Consider the following 14,289-nt stretch of genomic DNA (forward strand, 5'->3'; position numbering starts at 1 on the left):
TTGAGCTTTGATGAAGGTTCTGTGCGTGCTGATCTCGGCTGTTGCACTGAATTGAGACGCTATGCCCTGTTTCGGCTCTTTGTGGCAGATCGGGTCGCGTTTGGATCAACGGCTCCTAGGGACGCAGGGGCCTGAGGTTTGTCGGGAGTTTGAGGGGCAAGGCCACCCACCCGATGGCCTCAGTGATGCAGCAGTGACAGCAACAAGATCAGGTTGAGCAGCAAGGCGAGCAGGGCGATGCCGCGCCAGACTTTCAGCGGTTCGCGTTCCAGTAATGGCCGCGATCTGGTGCTCAAGCTGCGGCGTTCGCCCTGTTCCAGCGCCAGCAGCCATTCTTCGGCAGTTTCGTAGCGCTGTGCCGGATCGGCATTCACCCCGCGCTCCAGGTTTTGTGCCAACCATTCCGGCAGGTCCGGGCGGTAGCGGCCGGGGTTCGTCGCTGCGCCGAAACGCGGGCGCTGGAAGGCTTCGATCTCGCCGTGGGGGTAGTGCCCGGTCAGCAGGTAGTACAGGCTGACGCCTACCGCATAGAGGTCCTGTTGCGGGCCGGGAGGTTCACCGTCGAAGGCTTCCGGGGCGATAAAGCTCGGGGTGCCGGGTAGCAGGTGTGCCGGGTCCGCCGAGAGGCCGGGGCAGTACGCCAGGCCGAAATCCAGTACCCGCAGTTCGCCATCGTCCCCCAGCAGCAGGTTGTCCGGTTTGATATCCCGGTGCAGGATCTGCCGCCGGTGCAGCAGACCGATTGCCCGTAGCAGATGCTCGGCCAGGGGCTGCCACTGGGCCAGGGGCAAGGGGCCGTTCTGGCGAAGCAGTTGTGCCAGGGTGCGGCCCGGGTATTCGCGCATCAGGTAGTACAGGTGCTGGCGTGAAGTTGCGCGGTGTACCTGGGGAAAGTGACGCCCGGCAACGCGGCGCAGCAGCCATTCTTCGCATAGCAGTCCCTGGCAGGCCGTCTGGTCGTTGTGCAGGGCCGGGGGCAAGGTCTTCAGCAGCCAGGTTTGTTGCTGTTCGTCGTGTACCCGATACAGCAAGGCCTGCTGGCTGTGGCTGAGCAATGCCTCGACTTGCCAGCCCTCGAAGCGCTGGCCGGGTTTCAGCGGCGGCGGCAGGGGCCATTGCTGCAGCTGCAGCAGGGCGTCACCGAGGCTGCTTTCGCCGAGCTCATCGACTCGCACCAGCAGCGCGCTGGCGTTGTCCTGGCTGCCTGCCAGGTGGGCGGCGCGGACCAGGGTCTGTACAGCGCTGTCCGGGTCCGTCTGGTCACGCAGAATGGCAGCGATGGCGCTGTCGCCCAGGGTGGCCCAGACTCCATCGCTGAGCATCAGGAAGCTTTCGCCCTGGCGCAGTTCGCCGTCGAGGAAGTCCAGCACCAGATGTTGGTCCAGGCCCAGGGCACGCTTGAGCACATGCTGCATGCCCGGTTGCTCCCAGACGTGGTCCTGGCTGATGCGTTGCAACTGCTGCCGGTGCCAGCGGTAGACCCGGCAGTCGCCGACATGGGCCAGGGTGAAGCGCCGGCCCCGCAACACCAAAGCGCTGAGGGTGGTGAGCAGTGGCTGGCCGCCGCCGTTGGCCTGGAGCCAACGATTCTGGGCGACCAGCAGGCGTTCCAGGGCTTGGGCCACAGCCCAGGTTTGCGGGGTGGCGTAGTAGTCCAGGGCCAGGGCCTGCACGCTTGAACGGGCGGCGAGGCCGCCGTCGGCGCACTGGCTCACACCGTCGGCGATGGCGAACAACAGGCCTTTGCTTGCGGCCAGGTCCGGCGCCGGGGTGACCCGGCGCAGGGCGTCCTGATTTTCCGCCCGCGGTCCGGTGGCGCTGGCCTCGGCGTGGCTCAATTGCAGGCCCATGACGCCCTCAGACCCGCGCCGCAGTCACGGCGGCGGAGCCCCAGGTGGTTCTCCAGCGGCGCTTGACCCCGTGCAGGCCGAACCAGGCCAGGACCCCGAGACTGGCGAACAGCCACAGCGCCAGTTGATAGCTGCCGGTGCTCTGCTTGATCGCACCCATGCCCGCCGCCAGGGCAAAACCGCCGATGCCGCCGGCCATGCCGATCAGCCCGGTCATGACCCCTATTTCCCGGCGAAAGCGCTGCGGCACCAGTTGGAATACCGCGCCATTGCCTGCGCCGAGACCGAGCATGGTGCAGACGAACAGCACCAGCGCCGCATAGGAACTGGGCAGGTTGAAGCCCACGGCGGCGATGCACACCACCGCCACGCTATACATGCCGAGCAAGGTGCGAATACCGCCGAAACGGTCGGCCAGGGCGCCGCCCAGAGGGCGCATCAGGCTGCCGCCGAAGACGCAGGCGGCGGTGTAGTAGCCTGCGGAGATCGGGCTCAGACCGTACTGGTCGTTGAAGTAGCCAGGCAGGGCGCTGGCCAGGCCGATGAAGCCGCCGAAGGTCACGCTGTAGAAGAACATGAACCACCAGCTGTCACGATCACCCAGGGCCTTGAAGTAGTCGGCCATGGACTTGGCCTGGGGCCGTTGGGGGGCGTTCTTGGCGAGCCAGGCGAACAGCGCCAGGGTCACCAGCAGGGGAATCAGGGCGAGGCCGAACACATTGCTCCAGCCATAGGCCGCTGCCAGTACCGGTGCCAGCAGGGCGGCGAACACCGTGCCGGAGTTGCCGGCGCCGGCGATGCCCATGGCCTTTCCCTGGTGCTGCGGCGGGTACCACTGCGAGGCCAGAGGCAGGGCCACGGCGAAGGAAGCCCCGGCCATGCCGAGGCATACCCCCAGCAGCAGCGCCTGCTCATAGCTGTGGATGCCCAGCTTCCAGGCCATGAACAGCGCGCCGATGACGATCACCTGGCCGATCAGGCCGGCGGTCTTGGGTGACAGGCGATCGGCCAGCAGGCCCATGATGAAGCGCAGCACTGCGCCGGCGAGGATCGGCGTGGCCACCATCAGTCCGCGTTGCTGAGTGCTCAGGTGCAAGTCGGCGGCGATCTGCACCGCCAGGGGCCCAGCAGGTACCAGACCATGAAGCTCAGGTCGAAATACAGAAAGGCCGCGAACAGGGTCGGGGTGTGGCCGGATTTCCAGAAGCTTGAATTCATCGCGCACCTCAGCTGATAAGAGTCGTTGGAGTCGTCATGAGCTTGCAGGTGGAGCGCCGCCACGGCCGCGCCACCGACCCCGGTCAGTGGGGCCAAAACGAAAAAACGTCGGCACCCGGCTCGTTGAGGGCGAGCAGGGCGCGCGACGTCTTTGTCGTAGGTGGGGCAACCGCCGTTGGTTACCGGTGTGGATCTGATAGCAAGAGCCGCGCCAACCTGCGGCCGATGCTGGCTCGCATGGGCAGGTTCGCTGTAGGCGCTGGCTTGCCAGCGAAGGCACCCTCAAGACTGGCACAAGGTTCAGAGGCCTATTCGCCGGCAAGCCGGCTCCTACGGGGCGCAGGTCAGCCCAGCAGTTCCTGCATGGCGATGATCTGTTCCGCGACCTGGATCAGCTTCTGCTGTTTGCTCATGGCCTGGCGACGCATCAGGGTGTAGGCCTGTTCTTCGTCGCAGTCCTTCATCTTCATCAACAGGCCCTTGGCCAGTTCGATGCGCTTGCGCTCGGCCAGTTGCTGGTCCCGGGCCTGGAGTTGCGCGCGCAGGGCCTGGTCGCTTTCAAAGCGCGCCATGGCCACGTCGAGGATAGGCTGCAGGCGCTGGACCTGGATGCCCTCGACGATGTAGGCGCTGACCCCGGACTTGATCGCCTGGCGCATTACCCCCGGATCGTGTTCATCGGTGAACATCACGATGGGCCGGGGTTGATCGCGGCTGACCAGCACCACTTGCTCCATGACATCGCGGCTGGGTGACTCGGTATCGATCAGGATCACGTCCGGATGCACCGTTTCGACGCGGCCCGGCAGGTCGATGGTCAGGCCGGATTCGTCAATCACCTCGAAACCGGCTTCGCTGAGGGCGGCCTTGAGCCTTCCGACTTTTTTCGCTGTGTCGTTGATCAGCAGGATACGCAGCATGGTCGCGGGCTCCGATCAGCGCTGGGCAACAAGGGGAGGGGTGCCGTTCATCGCATGCAGGCGGAAGCTGCGGGCATAGGCGGCAGGCTCAGAGCCGTCCCACACCTTGCCATCGATCAACTGGCTGCTGCGCATGTCCTGGCCCCAGGCGGCGATGCCCAGCGCGGTGGCGGCTTCGCGGTACAGCTCCAGCTGCTGCACGTGGCGAGCGACGCCCAGGTAATCCGGGTCTTCCCGCAGCAGGCCCCAGCGGCGGAACTGGGTCATGAACCACATGCCGTCGGACAGGTAGGGCAGGTTGACGGCGCCATGATGGTGAAAACGCAGGGCGTGGGGGTCCTGCCAGCGATTGCCCAGGCCGTCGGCGTAATCCCCCAGCAGCCGCGGCTCGATGCAGTCCAGCGGTGCATTCAGGTAATCGGCAGCGCTCAGCAACTGGGCGGTGCTGCGGCGGTTTTCCGGGCTTTGCTCGATAAAGCGGCTGGCTTCGAGAATCGCCATCACCAGGACCCGGGCGGTGTTCGGGTATTGCTCGACGAAGGCGCGGGTGCAGCCGAGGACTTTTTCCGGGTGATCCGGCCAGATCGCCTGGCTGGTGGCCAGGGTGAAACCCTGATCCTGCTGCACTGCACTGGCGCTCCAGGGTTCGCCGACGCAGAACCCATCGATGCGCCCGGCCTGCAGATGAGCCACCATCTGCGGTGGCGGCACCACTACGCTGTCGACATCCTGCAGCGGGTGGATACCCTGGCTGGCCAGCCAGTAGTACAGCCACATGGCGTGGGTACCGGTGGGGAAGGTCTGGGCGAAGGTCAGTCGTGCCCGGCTTTGGTGCACATGGCGGTCCAATGTCTCAGGGCTGGTCACCTTGAGGTTCTGCAGCTCCCGGGATAGGTTGATGCTCTGGCCATTCTGGTTCAGACCCATGAGCACTGCCATGTCGCAGGGGTTGGTGCCGCCGATACCCAGGTGTACCGCGTAGATCAGTCCATACAGGCTGTGGGCGGCGTCCAGTTCGCCGCTCACCAGCTTGTCCCGCAGCCCGGCCCAGGAGCTCTGGCGCTTTAGGTTCAGAGTCAGCCCGTAGGGCTGGGCAAAGCCCTGGGTGGCGGCGACCACCACTGAGGCGCAATCGGTCAGGGCCATGAAGCCCAGGTCGATGGCGGACTTTTCCGGGGCATCACTGCCGTTGACCCAGGCCAGCGGGGTGTTGGGGAGATCGGTCATGACGTGGCACCTTGCATAAAAAAGCGTCGTACCCGCCGACCGGGTGAGGCCGGGGCGGGTGACGACGCCATTGTCCTGGGACCTCAGCCGCCCTTGGCCGAGGTCTGCATGCACATGAGAGTGCAAGGCATATGCCAGCCCGGCGGGGATTTCACTTCGCGCCTCGCCTGCAAGCCCCGGGGCCGGCTATAATCGGCGCCCTATTTCGCCGCCAACCGAGTTCATCCCGCCCATGTATACCCTGGCCCGCCAGCTGTTGTTCAAACTCTCCCCGGAAACCTCCCACGATCTGTCCCTGGACCTGATCGGCGCGGGCGGGCGTTTGGGCCTTAACGGGCTGTTGTGCAAGGCCCCGGCGCAGATGCCGGTCAAGGTCATGGGCCTGGAGTTTGCGAACCCGGTAGGGCTGGCTGCGGGCCTGGACAAGAACGGCGCAGCCATCGACGGCTTCGCCCAATTGGGGTTTGGTTTTGTCGAGATCGGCACCGTCACCCCACGCCCGCAACCGGGCAACCCCAAGCCGCGGATCTTCCGCCTGCCCCAGGCCGAGGCCATCATCAACCGCATGGGCTTCAACAACCTGGGGGTCGACAACCTGCTGGCACGGGTCGCGGCCTCGCAATACAAAGGCGTGCTGGGGATCAATATCGGCAAGAACTTCGACACCCCGGTGGAGAGGGCGGTGGATGATTACCTGATCTGCCTGGACAAGGTCTATGCCCACGCCAGCTATGTCACGGTCAACGTCAGCTCGCCCAATACCCCGGGCCTGCGCAGCCTGCAATTTGGCGAGTCGCTCAAGCAACTGCTGGCGGCCTTGAGCCAGCGCCAACAGGAACTGGCTGCGATCCACGGCAAGCGTGTACCGCTGGCCATCAAGATCGCTCCGGACATGAGCGACGAGGAAACCGTGGAAGTGGCCCGCGCTCTGCTTGAAACCGGCATGGATGCAGTGATCGCCACCAACACCACTTTGAGCCGTGAAGGTGTCGAAGGCCTGGAGCACGGCGCCGAGGCCGGCGGCCTGTCCGGCGCACCGGTACGGGAAAAGAGCACCCACACGGTCAAGGTACTGGCTGCTGAACTGGCCGGCCGTTTGCCGATCATCGCCGTGGGCGGCATCACCGAAGGCAAGCACGCGGCTGAGAAGATCGCTGCGGGCGCCAGCCTGGTGCAGCTGTATTCGGGGTTCATCTACAAGGGGCCGGCGCTGATTCGCGAGTCGGTGGATGCCATCGCGGCCATGGGCTGAGAGGGAAGGACAGCACGCGGGCATAAAAAAGGGCTCCTCGAAGGAGCCCCTGGGCCGAAGCCCGCCGCCCGGATGGGGCGTGCGTGGTTAAGTCGTCATCTATTCAAGTTTTAGGTGTCGGAATGTGCCCTGATCAGCCGACAGCGCGAAGTTCGTTGAGTCTGTGAATGCCCGCAGTGCCTGTCATACCGTCCCAGTTGTCGCCGCGTCCTTCTCGCCAGCCGTTAATCCAGGCTTGGCGTACCGACGGTAGAGTAAATGGGCAAAGCTCACGGGACTTGCCATTAACGCCATACTGATATCCGCGTAAAAACGCTTTTTCCAACGGATCACGCTTTAGTCTTCTCATAGGGTGTTTCCCTCACTTGTTGACTGCTTTATGTCCCGTCGACCTTCGTTGAGGTCGGGCAGATTGCTTCTGCCGTTGGTGCTCGCTGCCGGCGTCGCGAGCCTTGATGTTGACGCCGTTGCGGCGCCAACCTGTGTTGAGTTCTAACCAATAGGTCACAGCAAGTGAATGATCGTTTTGTCATAAGGACGTAACGATAATGCTGTCCAGGCCATAAGCCTGGGGCGGTTTTGTATCGTGCCTGTCACGCAAAGCCCCCTGTGATCAGCCTCTCACTAGATGATGAGGTTAATGCTTTAGTGAGAATGTCGAACGGTTGCACTCAACTACTATTCGACGAAGGGTCGACTTATGTCATTTTGTTGCCCTGACTTTTTATCTGTCCCGGCCTCTAAGCTCTTTTGCCCTGCAAGAAAGCCAGCCTGCCGGGGTGGGACGGCGCAGTTTCGCGCCACACGAGCGCTCTTGAAGAAAAGCGCTTGATTGAAAACCGAACGGGCGATGCGTTGCCCGTTCACTTATTGCTAAAGGCCCTGGTATTCCCATGTCGGATCGTTACGAAATCTTCCTCACCTGTCCCAAAGGCCTTGAAGGCCTGCTGATCGAGGAAGCCGTCGGGCTTGGCCTTGAGCAAGCGCGTGAGCACACTTCTGCCGTGCGCGGCATGGCCGACATGGAGACAGCCTATCGCCTGTGCTTGTGGTCGCGCCTGGCCAACCGGGTGCTGCTGGTGCTCAAGCGCTTCCCGATGAAGGACGCCGAGGATCTCTACCACGGCGTGCTGGATGTCGACTGGCAGGACCACATGCTGGCCGACGGCACCCTGGCCGTGGAGTTCAGCGGCCATGGCTCGGGCATCGACAACACCCACTTCGGCGCCCTGAAGGTCAAGGACGCCATTGTCGACAAGCTGCGCACTCCGACCGGCGAGCGCCCTTCGGTGGACAAGCTCAACCCCGACCTGCGCATCCACCTGCGCCTGGACCGCGGCGAAGCCATCCTCTCCCTGGACCTCTCCGGCCACAGCCTGCACCAGCGCGGCTACCGCCTGCAGCAAGGCGCCGCGCCGCTCAAGGAAAACCTGGCGGCGGCGATCCTGATCCGTTCCGGCTGGCCGCGCATCGCTGCCGAAGGCGGCGCCCTGGCCGACCCGATGTGTGGCGTGGGTACCTTCCTGGTGGAGGCGGCGATGATCGCCGCCGACATCGCCCCCAATCTCAAGCGTGAACAATGGGGCTTCACTGCCTGGCTCGGCCACGTGCCGGCGCTGTGGCGCAAGCTGCACGACGAAGCGCTGGCCCGGGCCCAGGCCGGCCTGGCCAAGCCACCACTGTGGATCCGCGGCTACGAAGCCGATCCGCGTCTGATCCAGCCCGGCCGCAACAACGTAGAGCGCGCCGGCCTGAGCGAGTGGATCAAGATCTACCAGGGCGAAGTGGGCACCTTCGAGCCGCGCCCGGACCAGAACCAGAAAGGCCTGGTGATCTGCAACCCACCCTACGGCGAGCGCCTGGGTGACGAAGCCAGCCTGCTGTACCTCTACCAGAACCTCGGCGAGCGCCTGCGCCAGGCCTGCCTGAACTGGGAGGCGGCGGTGTTCACCGGCGCCCCGGACCTGGGCAAGCGCATGGGCATCCGCAGCCACAAACAGTACTCGTTCTGGAACGGCGCCTTGCCCTGCAAGCTGCTGCTGATCAAGGTCCTGCCGGATCAGTTCGTCACCGGCGAGCGCCGCACCGCCGAGCAGCGCCAGGTGGAACGCGAGCAGGCCCAGGCCGCCGCGGACGAAGCACCCGTGCGCCAGTACAACAAGAATGGCAACCCGATCAAGCCGGCCCCGGCTCCTGCTCCCGTGGTCGAACAGGCGCGCCTGAGCGAGGGCGGGCAGATGTTCGCCAACCGCCTGCAAAAGAACCTCAAGCAACTGGGCAAGTGGGCCAAGCGCGAGGGCATCGAGTGCTACCGTGTCTACGATGCCGACATGCCGGAATACTCCCTGGCCATCGACCTCTACCAGGATTGGGTGCACGTGCAGGAATACGCGGCGCCCAAATCGGTGGACCCAGAAAAGGCCCAGGCACGTCTGTTCGATGCCCTGGCGGCGATTCCCCAGGCGTTGAATGTCGACAAGAGCCGGGTGGTGATCAAGCGTCGCGAGCGCCAGAGCGGCACCAAGCAGTACGAGCGCCAGAGTGCCCAGGGCCAGTTCACCGAAGTTCGTGAAGGCGGGATCAAGCTACTGGTGAACCTTACCGACTACCTGGATACCGGGCTGTTTCTCGATCACCGGCCGATGCGCATGCGTATTCAGCAAGAGGCGGCGGGCAAGCGTTTCCTCAACCTGTTCTGCTACACCGCCACCGCCAGTGTGCACGCGGCCAAGGGCGGCGCGCGCAGCACCACCAGTGTCGACCTGTCGAAAACCTATCTGGACTGGGCACGCCGCAATTTCTCGCTCAACGGTTTCTCCGACAAGAACCGCCTGGAGCAGGGCGATGTGATGGCCTGGCTGGACAGCTGCCGTGACGAGTTCGACTTGATCTTCATCGACCCGCCGACCTTCTCCAACTCCAAGCGCATGGAAGGGGTGTTCGACGTGCAGCGTGACCAGGTGCAGTTGCTGGACCTGGCCATGGCACGCCTGGCGCCGGGGGGCGTGCTGTATTTCTCCAACAACTTCCGCAAGTTCCAGTTGGATGAAAACCTCGCCGCGCGCTACCAGATCGAGGAAATCACGGCGAAAACCATCGATCCGGATTTCGCCCGCAACGGCAAAATCCACCGTGCCTGGAAAGTCACCGCACGCTGATGGCCGGATATGTCCCCGAGGCCTGTTTTTTCAGGTTTCGGGGCTGTTTAGCGCTGGTCAAATTAGTGGCTAATAGCTATAACTCACACTTGGTCCGGATGATGCCCAAACTCGCTGGCGTGATGAGTTCTGCTTATGCCTCTGCATGTTGTACGCCCGAAAATCCTGGGTTTCATAAGTGAAGAGGTATCTGCCTGGCTGGTGGCGGTGCTGGTCCTGGTTGCGGGCGGCATCCTCACCGGGCTCTTGGCCTGGTCCACCTACAGCCTGAACAAGCAGCAGGTGCGCCAGCGCTTCCAGTTGCTGGCCGGCGAACGCTACAGCCGCATCGAAGAACGCTTTCAAGACCAGGAACAACGCCTGGACGGCTTGCGGCGCTTCTTTGTCAATTCCGACCTGGTGACCCGCCAGGATTTCGATGGCTACGCCAAACCCTTGTTACGCCGCACCCAGGCCTATGCCTGGGCGCCTCTGGTGAGCCGCGCCCAGCGCCCGGGGTTCGAGCAGTCGATTCGCGATCAGGGGCTGCCGGGTTTTTCCATTTTGCAGTTGAATGCCACGGGCCAGATGGAGCCGGCCGGCGAGCACGATGACTACGCGCCGGTGCTGTACAGCCAGACCCAGAGCCCCCTGGGGTCGCCCCTGGGTTACGACCTCCTGGCTCAACCCCTGCGCCGAGCCACCCTGGAACGTGCTCGGGAACTCAATGGCCTGGCGGTCTCTCCGCCTTTGCAACTGGTGGCCGTGGACCAGGCCTATGCGCGAGGGGTGCTGCTGGCGGCGCCGGTCAGGCGCGCGCAGGATGCTTCCGGCCCCCAGGACCGGCCCTACGGTTATGTTCTGGCGATCATCAGCCTGCGGCAACTGGTGGCGGACGGCCTGCCGGTTCCTGCCAGCGATAACCTGTCGGTGCGGATTCTCGACCTGTCCACCGAGGGCCAGCACGAGGTGCTCTACGAGTCGAACAACCCGCCCATCAGCAGCGGCCTGACCGCCAGCCGCCTGCTGCGCCTGGCGGACCGGGACTATCAAGTGGACATCCGCCCCAGCGCGGCCTTCCTGCACGCCAACCATTCAGCCCTGGGTAGCCTGGTGATCCTTGGCGGCATGCTCAGCCTGCTGCTCAGCGCCTTGCTCTACGTCCTGGTCAGCCAGCGTCAGCGGGCTCTGGCCCTGGTGGAGCAGCGCACCGAGGAGCTGCGTAGCAGCGAGCAGGCGTTGCGCGGCACCCACAGCCAGTTGCGCTGCGTGCTCAATGCCGCCACTCAGGTAGCGATCATTGCCACCGACCTGCGCGGAGTGATCAGCACTTTCAATGCCGGGGCCGAGCAGATGCTCGGCTACAGCAGCAGTGAGGCGGTGGGGCACCTGACCCTGGAAAGCCTGCATTTGCCCGAAGAATTGGAAAGCTGGGCCCAGAGCCTCACCCAGCGTTACGGCAAAGCCATCCCGGTGTCCCAGGCGATGTTGGTGGAAGAGGGCATGGCCGGCGGGCATGAGGCCCGGGAATGGACCCTGGTACGGCGTGACGGCAGCCATCTGCAAGTCAACATGCTGGCCACCCCGGTGCTCGACGACCAGGGGTTGTGGATCGGCCATCTGGCCATCTGCATCGATATCACCGAACGCAAGCGCGTGCATGAAGCCCTGGCCGCCCGTGACCGCTTGCTGCAGCGGCTCAGCGCCCACGTTCCCGGCGGGATCTATCAGTTCAAGCTGGACGCCGACGGGCATACCAGTTTTCCCTATGCCAGCGATGGCCTGCGCGAGATCTACGAGATCGAGCCGCAACTGCTGCAGCAGGATGCCGAGGCGGCATTCGAGCGCATCCATCCTGAGGATGTGGAGCGGGTGCGTGAGTCGATCCGGGTTTCGGCGCAGCAGCTCAGTCCCTGGCGCGAGGAGTACCGGGTCTGCCTGCCGCAGCGGGGGGTGCGCTGGATGCGCGGTGCAGCGAGCCCGGAAAGCCTGCGGGGCGGCGGTGTGCTCTGGCACGGCTATATATCGGATATCTCCGATCTCAAGCGGGTCGAGGAGGAACTGCGGGCATTGTCGGTCACCGACTCCCTGACCGGTATCCACAACCGGCGCTATTTCCAGGAGCGGCTACAGGCCGAGATGCACCGCCTGGAGCGAGGTGGTGGCGTCATGGCGGTGATCATGCTGGACATCGACCATTTCAAGCGGATCAACGATCAGTACGGTCACGGTGTGGGGGATCAGGTGCTGCGCGGGTTGTGCGAGCGCATCGGCCGGCGCCTGCGGCGCATCGACGTCTTCTGCCGTCTGGGGGGAGAGGAGTTCATGGTCCTGTGCCCGGACACCAGCGGCCAGCAAGCGCTGATTCTGGCGCAGGAGCTGTGGCACGGTGTGCGCAGTTCGCCGATCGGGCCGGTGGAGAGTGTCACCGCCAGTTTCGGTATCGCCAGTTGGCGTGCGGGGGAGGGTGCAGATGAGCTGCTGCTGCGGGCCGACTCTGCGGTCTATGCCGCCAAGCAGGCGGGGCGGGACCGGGTCCTGATGGAACAGCCGTGAACACTGGCGGCGCGCAAGGCTTGCCGCCGCCAGCATCGCCGCTTACAGCACCGAAGCGCTGGTCGCCAGTTTCGGCTGGCGGTACAGGTCCAGCAGGACCTGGTCGAGCACCGAAGAGGCGCCGAATGGCCGTGGATCGTTGAGGATTGCCACCACCGCCCAGGTATTGCCGTTGTCGTCGCGGCTGTAGCCGGCGATGGCGCGTACGGTGTTCAGGGTGCCGGTCTTGATGTGCGCCTCACCAGACATGGCGGTGCGCTTGAGGCGCTTGCGCATGGTGCCATCCATGCCGGCGATCGGCATCGAGCTGATGAACTCGGCGGCGTAGGGGCTCTTCCACGCCGCTTGCAGCAGGCCGGCCATTTCCCGGGCACTGACCCGCTCGGCACGCGACAGGCCGGAACCGTTCTCCATCACCAGGTGTGGCGAGGTGATGCCTTTCTTCGCCAGCCATTGGCGCACCACACGCTGGGCTGCCTTGGCGTCGTCGCCATCGGCTTCGTTGCGGTACTTGGCCCCCAGGCTCAGGAACAACTGCTGGGCCATGGTGTTGTTACTGTATTTGTTGATGTCGCGGATGATTTCCGCGAGGTCCGGGGAGAAGGCGCGGGCCAGGACCTTGGCATCCTTGGGTACCACGGCCAGGCGATCCTGGCCCTGGATGCTGCCGCCCAGCTCGCTCCAGATCGCCCGCACCGCGCCGGCGGTGTAGGTGGCGTGGTCCAGCAGCGACAGGTAAGTCTGGGAACTGCAGCCATCACCCAACTGCCCGCCGACGGTCACGATCACGCTGCCATCGGCCTGGGTGACGGGGTTGTAGCGCACGTCTCCAGTGCACTGCTTGGTGTTGACCGCCTTGACCTGGTTGTCGATGCGGATCTTGGCGATCGGCGGCTCCACCGAAACCAGGACCCGTCCTGAGTCATTGCGGGCAACGAAGCGCAGGGCCTTGAGGTTGACCATCAGGGCGTCCGGCTTGACCAGGAACGGCTTGTTCTCGTCGTTGCCATCGTCATTGAATTCCGGCAGTTGCGGCTGCACGAAGAAGTTGCGGTCCAGCACCAGATCGCCAGTGACTTGCTGTACGCCATTGGCCCGCAGGTCACGCATCAGCAGCCAGAGCTTCTCCATGTTCAGCTTGGGGTCGCCGCCGCCCTTGAGGTACAGGTTGCCATTGAGGATGCCGCCGCTGAGGGTGCCGTCGGTGTAGAACTCGGTTTTCCACTGGTGGGTCGGGCCGAGCATTTCCAGGGCCGCGTAGGTGGTCACCAGTTTCATGGTGGAGGCCGGGTTCACCGATACATCGGCGTTGAAGATGGTCGGGGTGCCGGGGCCGTTCAGGGGAATCATCACCAGGGACAGGGCGTTATCCGGAAGTTTGCTGGCTTTGAGGGCTTGCTGGACCTTGGGGGTCAGGGTGGTGTTGACCGGGGCCGCGGAAACGGGAAAGGCCAGGGGGAGAAAAACACTGGCCAGCAACAGAGGACGCAACGATTTGATCATATGAAATGGAACCCTGCAGTCGAGGGGAAAAAAGGCGAGGGCATGCAGATAAAATCCCTCAGTGGTCATGAAAGTGTCGGCATTATGCCCCAAGGTATAGCGGCTTGTGCCGTGCCACGGGCCGCTGGGGCGGTATTTTTTTTACCAATGGCAGGGTTGCATCCTCATAGAGTCAGGCAATCGCCTGCCTAAACTGGTAAAGTGCCGCCCGTTATTACTTATGAGGATTGTTCCATGGCCACTAACCGTTCCCGCCGTCTGCGCAAAAAACTCTGCGTAGATGAATTTCAGGAGCTGGGTTTTGAGCTGAACCTGGATTTCAAAGAAGGTCTGGCTGACGAAGCTATCGACGCTTTCCTCGACGCATTCCTCAAAGAAGCGATGGAAGCCAACGGCCTGGGCTATGTAGGCGGCGACGACTTCGGTCTGGTTTGCCTGAGCAAGCGCGGTTCCGTCAGCGAAGAGCAACGTGCCACCGTTGAAGCCTGGCTCAAGGCGCGCACCGAGCTGACCACCGTTGAAGTCAGTCCGCTGCTGGACGTGTGGTACCCGGACAACGCGATCAACCCAGTCGCGTGATGTCATGCATGAGCGACCCGTCCGGGTCGCTCATGCGTTGTTGCCCG

Annotated in this window: 9 protein-coding genes and 1 pseudogene; 4 read left to right on the forward strand and 6 right to left on the reverse strand. The window is 63.9% G+C overall.

Annotation, left to right across the window (positions count from 1 at the left end):
- Positions 1–179: 179 nt before the first annotated feature.
- The 4 genes and pseudogenes from KI242_RS09830 to KI242_RS09845 all read right to left on the reverse strand — a co-directional run bounded on the left by KI242_RS09830 (position 180) and on the right by KI242_RS09845 (position 5,215).
- Entirely contained in the window at positions 180–1,850 is a 1,671-nt protein-coding gene (locus KI242_RS09830) for a bifunctional protein-serine/threonine kinase/phosphatase (protein ID WP_174394950.1), read from the reverse strand.
- Positions 1,851–1,857: 7 nt separating this feature from the next.
- Positions 1,858–3,068: pseudogene (locus KI242_RS09835) on the reverse strand (nitrate/nitrite transporter).
- Between the two features lie 344 nt (positions 3,069–3,412).
- Positions 3,413–3,988, reverse strand: a complete 576-nt coding sequence (locus tag KI242_RS09840; RefSeq protein WP_212806076.1) for an ANTAR domain-containing protein — start codon at positions 3,986–3,988, stop codon at positions 3,413–3,415.
- Positions 3,989–4,003: 15 nt separating this feature from the next.
- On the reverse strand, positions 4,004–5,215 hold the full coding sequence (locus tag KI242_RS09845; protein ID WP_015634758.1) for a CmpA/NrtA family ABC transporter substrate-binding protein: 1,212 nt from the start codon (positions 5,213–5,215) through the stop codon (positions 4,004–4,006).
- 232 nt (positions 5,216–5,447) lie between these two features.
- Here KI242_RS09845 and KI242_RS09850 point away from each other — a divergent pair, with 232 nt between their 5' ends.
- Positions 5,448–6,467, forward strand: a complete 1,020-nt coding sequence (locus KI242_RS09850) for a quinone-dependent dihydroorotate dehydrogenase (RefSeq protein WP_015634759.1) — start codon at positions 5,448–5,450, stop codon at positions 6,465–6,467.
- Between the two features lie 133 nt (positions 6,468–6,600).
- Here KI242_RS09850 and KI242_RS09855 read toward each other — a convergent pair whose 3' ends face one another.
- The gene (locus KI242_RS09855) at positions 6,601–6,816 is read right to left on the reverse strand and encodes a ribosome modulation factor (RefSeq protein ID WP_015634760.1); all 216 of its coding nucleotides are present in this window, start codon (positions 6,814–6,816) and stop codon (positions 6,601–6,603) included.
- A 544-nt stretch (positions 6,817–7,360) separates the two neighbouring features.
- Here KI242_RS09855 and rlmKL point away from each other — a divergent pair.
- Both rlmKL and KI242_RS09865 read left to right on the forward strand, forming a co-directional pair.
- On the forward strand, positions 7,361–9,625 hold the full coding sequence (gene rlmKL, locus KI242_RS09860; RefSeq protein WP_053150032.1) for a bifunctional 23S rRNA (guanine(2069)-N(7))-methyltransferase RlmK/23S rRNA (guanine(2445)-N(2))-methyltransferase RlmL: 2,265 nt from the start codon (positions 7,361–7,363) through the stop codon (positions 9,623–9,625).
- A 135-nt stretch (positions 9,626–9,760) separates the two neighbouring features.
- The gene (locus KI242_RS09865; RefSeq protein ID WP_123430271.1) at positions 9,761–12,160 is read left to right on the forward strand and encodes a diguanylate cyclase; all 2,400 of its coding nucleotides are present in this window, start codon (positions 9,761–9,763) and stop codon (positions 12,158–12,160) included.
- A 42-nt stretch (positions 12,161–12,202) separates the two neighbouring features.
- On the opposite strand, the gene dacB is transcribed toward KI242_RS09865, so the two are convergent.
- Positions 12,203–13,663, reverse strand: coding sequence for a D-alanyl-D-alanine carboxypeptidase/D-alanyl-D-alanine-endopeptidase (dacB, locus tag KI242_RS09870; RefSeq protein WP_015634763.1), 1,461 nt, complete (start codon positions 13,661–13,663; stop codon positions 12,203–12,205).
- Positions 13,664–13,897: 234 nt separating this feature from the next.
- Here dacB and KI242_RS09875 point away from each other — a divergent pair, with 234 nt between their 5' ends.
- Complete coding sequence (locus KI242_RS09875; protein WP_011060201.1) at positions 13,898–14,242, forward strand: YggL family protein; 345 nt, start codon at positions 13,898–13,900, stop codon at positions 14,240–14,242.
- The last annotated feature ends 47 nt before the right edge of the window (positions 14,243–14,289 follow it).

This window comes from Pseudomonas sp. Eqa60, assembly GCF_018326405.1.
Classification (GTDB): Bacteria; Pseudomonadota; Gammaproteobacteria; order Pseudomonadales; family Pseudomonadaceae; genus Aquipseudomonas; species Aquipseudomonas protegens.

Coding starts and splice junctions, on each gene's coding strand:
- KI242_RS09830 (WP_174394950.1), bottom strand. CDS start 1,850: ATGGGCCTGCAATTGAGCCACGCCGAGGCCAGCGCCACCGGACCGCGG.
- KI242_RS09840 (WP_212806076.1), bottom strand. CDS start 3,988: ATGCTGCGTATCCTGCTGATCAACGACACAGCGAAAAAAGTCGGAAGG.
- KI242_RS09845 (WP_015634758.1), bottom strand. CDS start 5,215: ATGACCGATCTCCCCAACACCCCGCTGGCCTGGGTCAACGGCAGTGAT.
- KI242_RS09850 (WP_015634759.1), top strand. CDS start 5,448: ATGTATACCCTGGCCCGCCAGCTGTTGTTCAAACTCTCCCCGGAAACC.
- KI242_RS09855 (WP_015634760.1), bottom strand. CDS start 6,816: ATGAGAAGACTAAAGCGTGATCCGTTGGAAAAAGCGTTTTTACGCGGA.
- rlmKL (WP_053150032.1), top strand. CDS start 7,361: ATGTCGGATCGTTACGAAATCTTCCTCACCTGTCCCAAAGGCCTTGAA.
- KI242_RS09865 (WP_123430271.1), top strand. CDS start 9,761: ATGCCTCTGCATGTTGTACGCCCGAAAATCCTGGGTTTCATAAGTGAA.
- dacB (WP_015634763.1), bottom strand. CDS start 13,663: ATGATCAAATCGTTGCGTCCTCTGTTGCTGGCCAGTGTTTTTCTCCCC.
- KI242_RS09875 (WP_011060201.1), top strand. CDS start 13,898: ATGGCCACTAACCGTTCCCGCCGTCTGCGCAAAAAACTCTGCGTAGAT.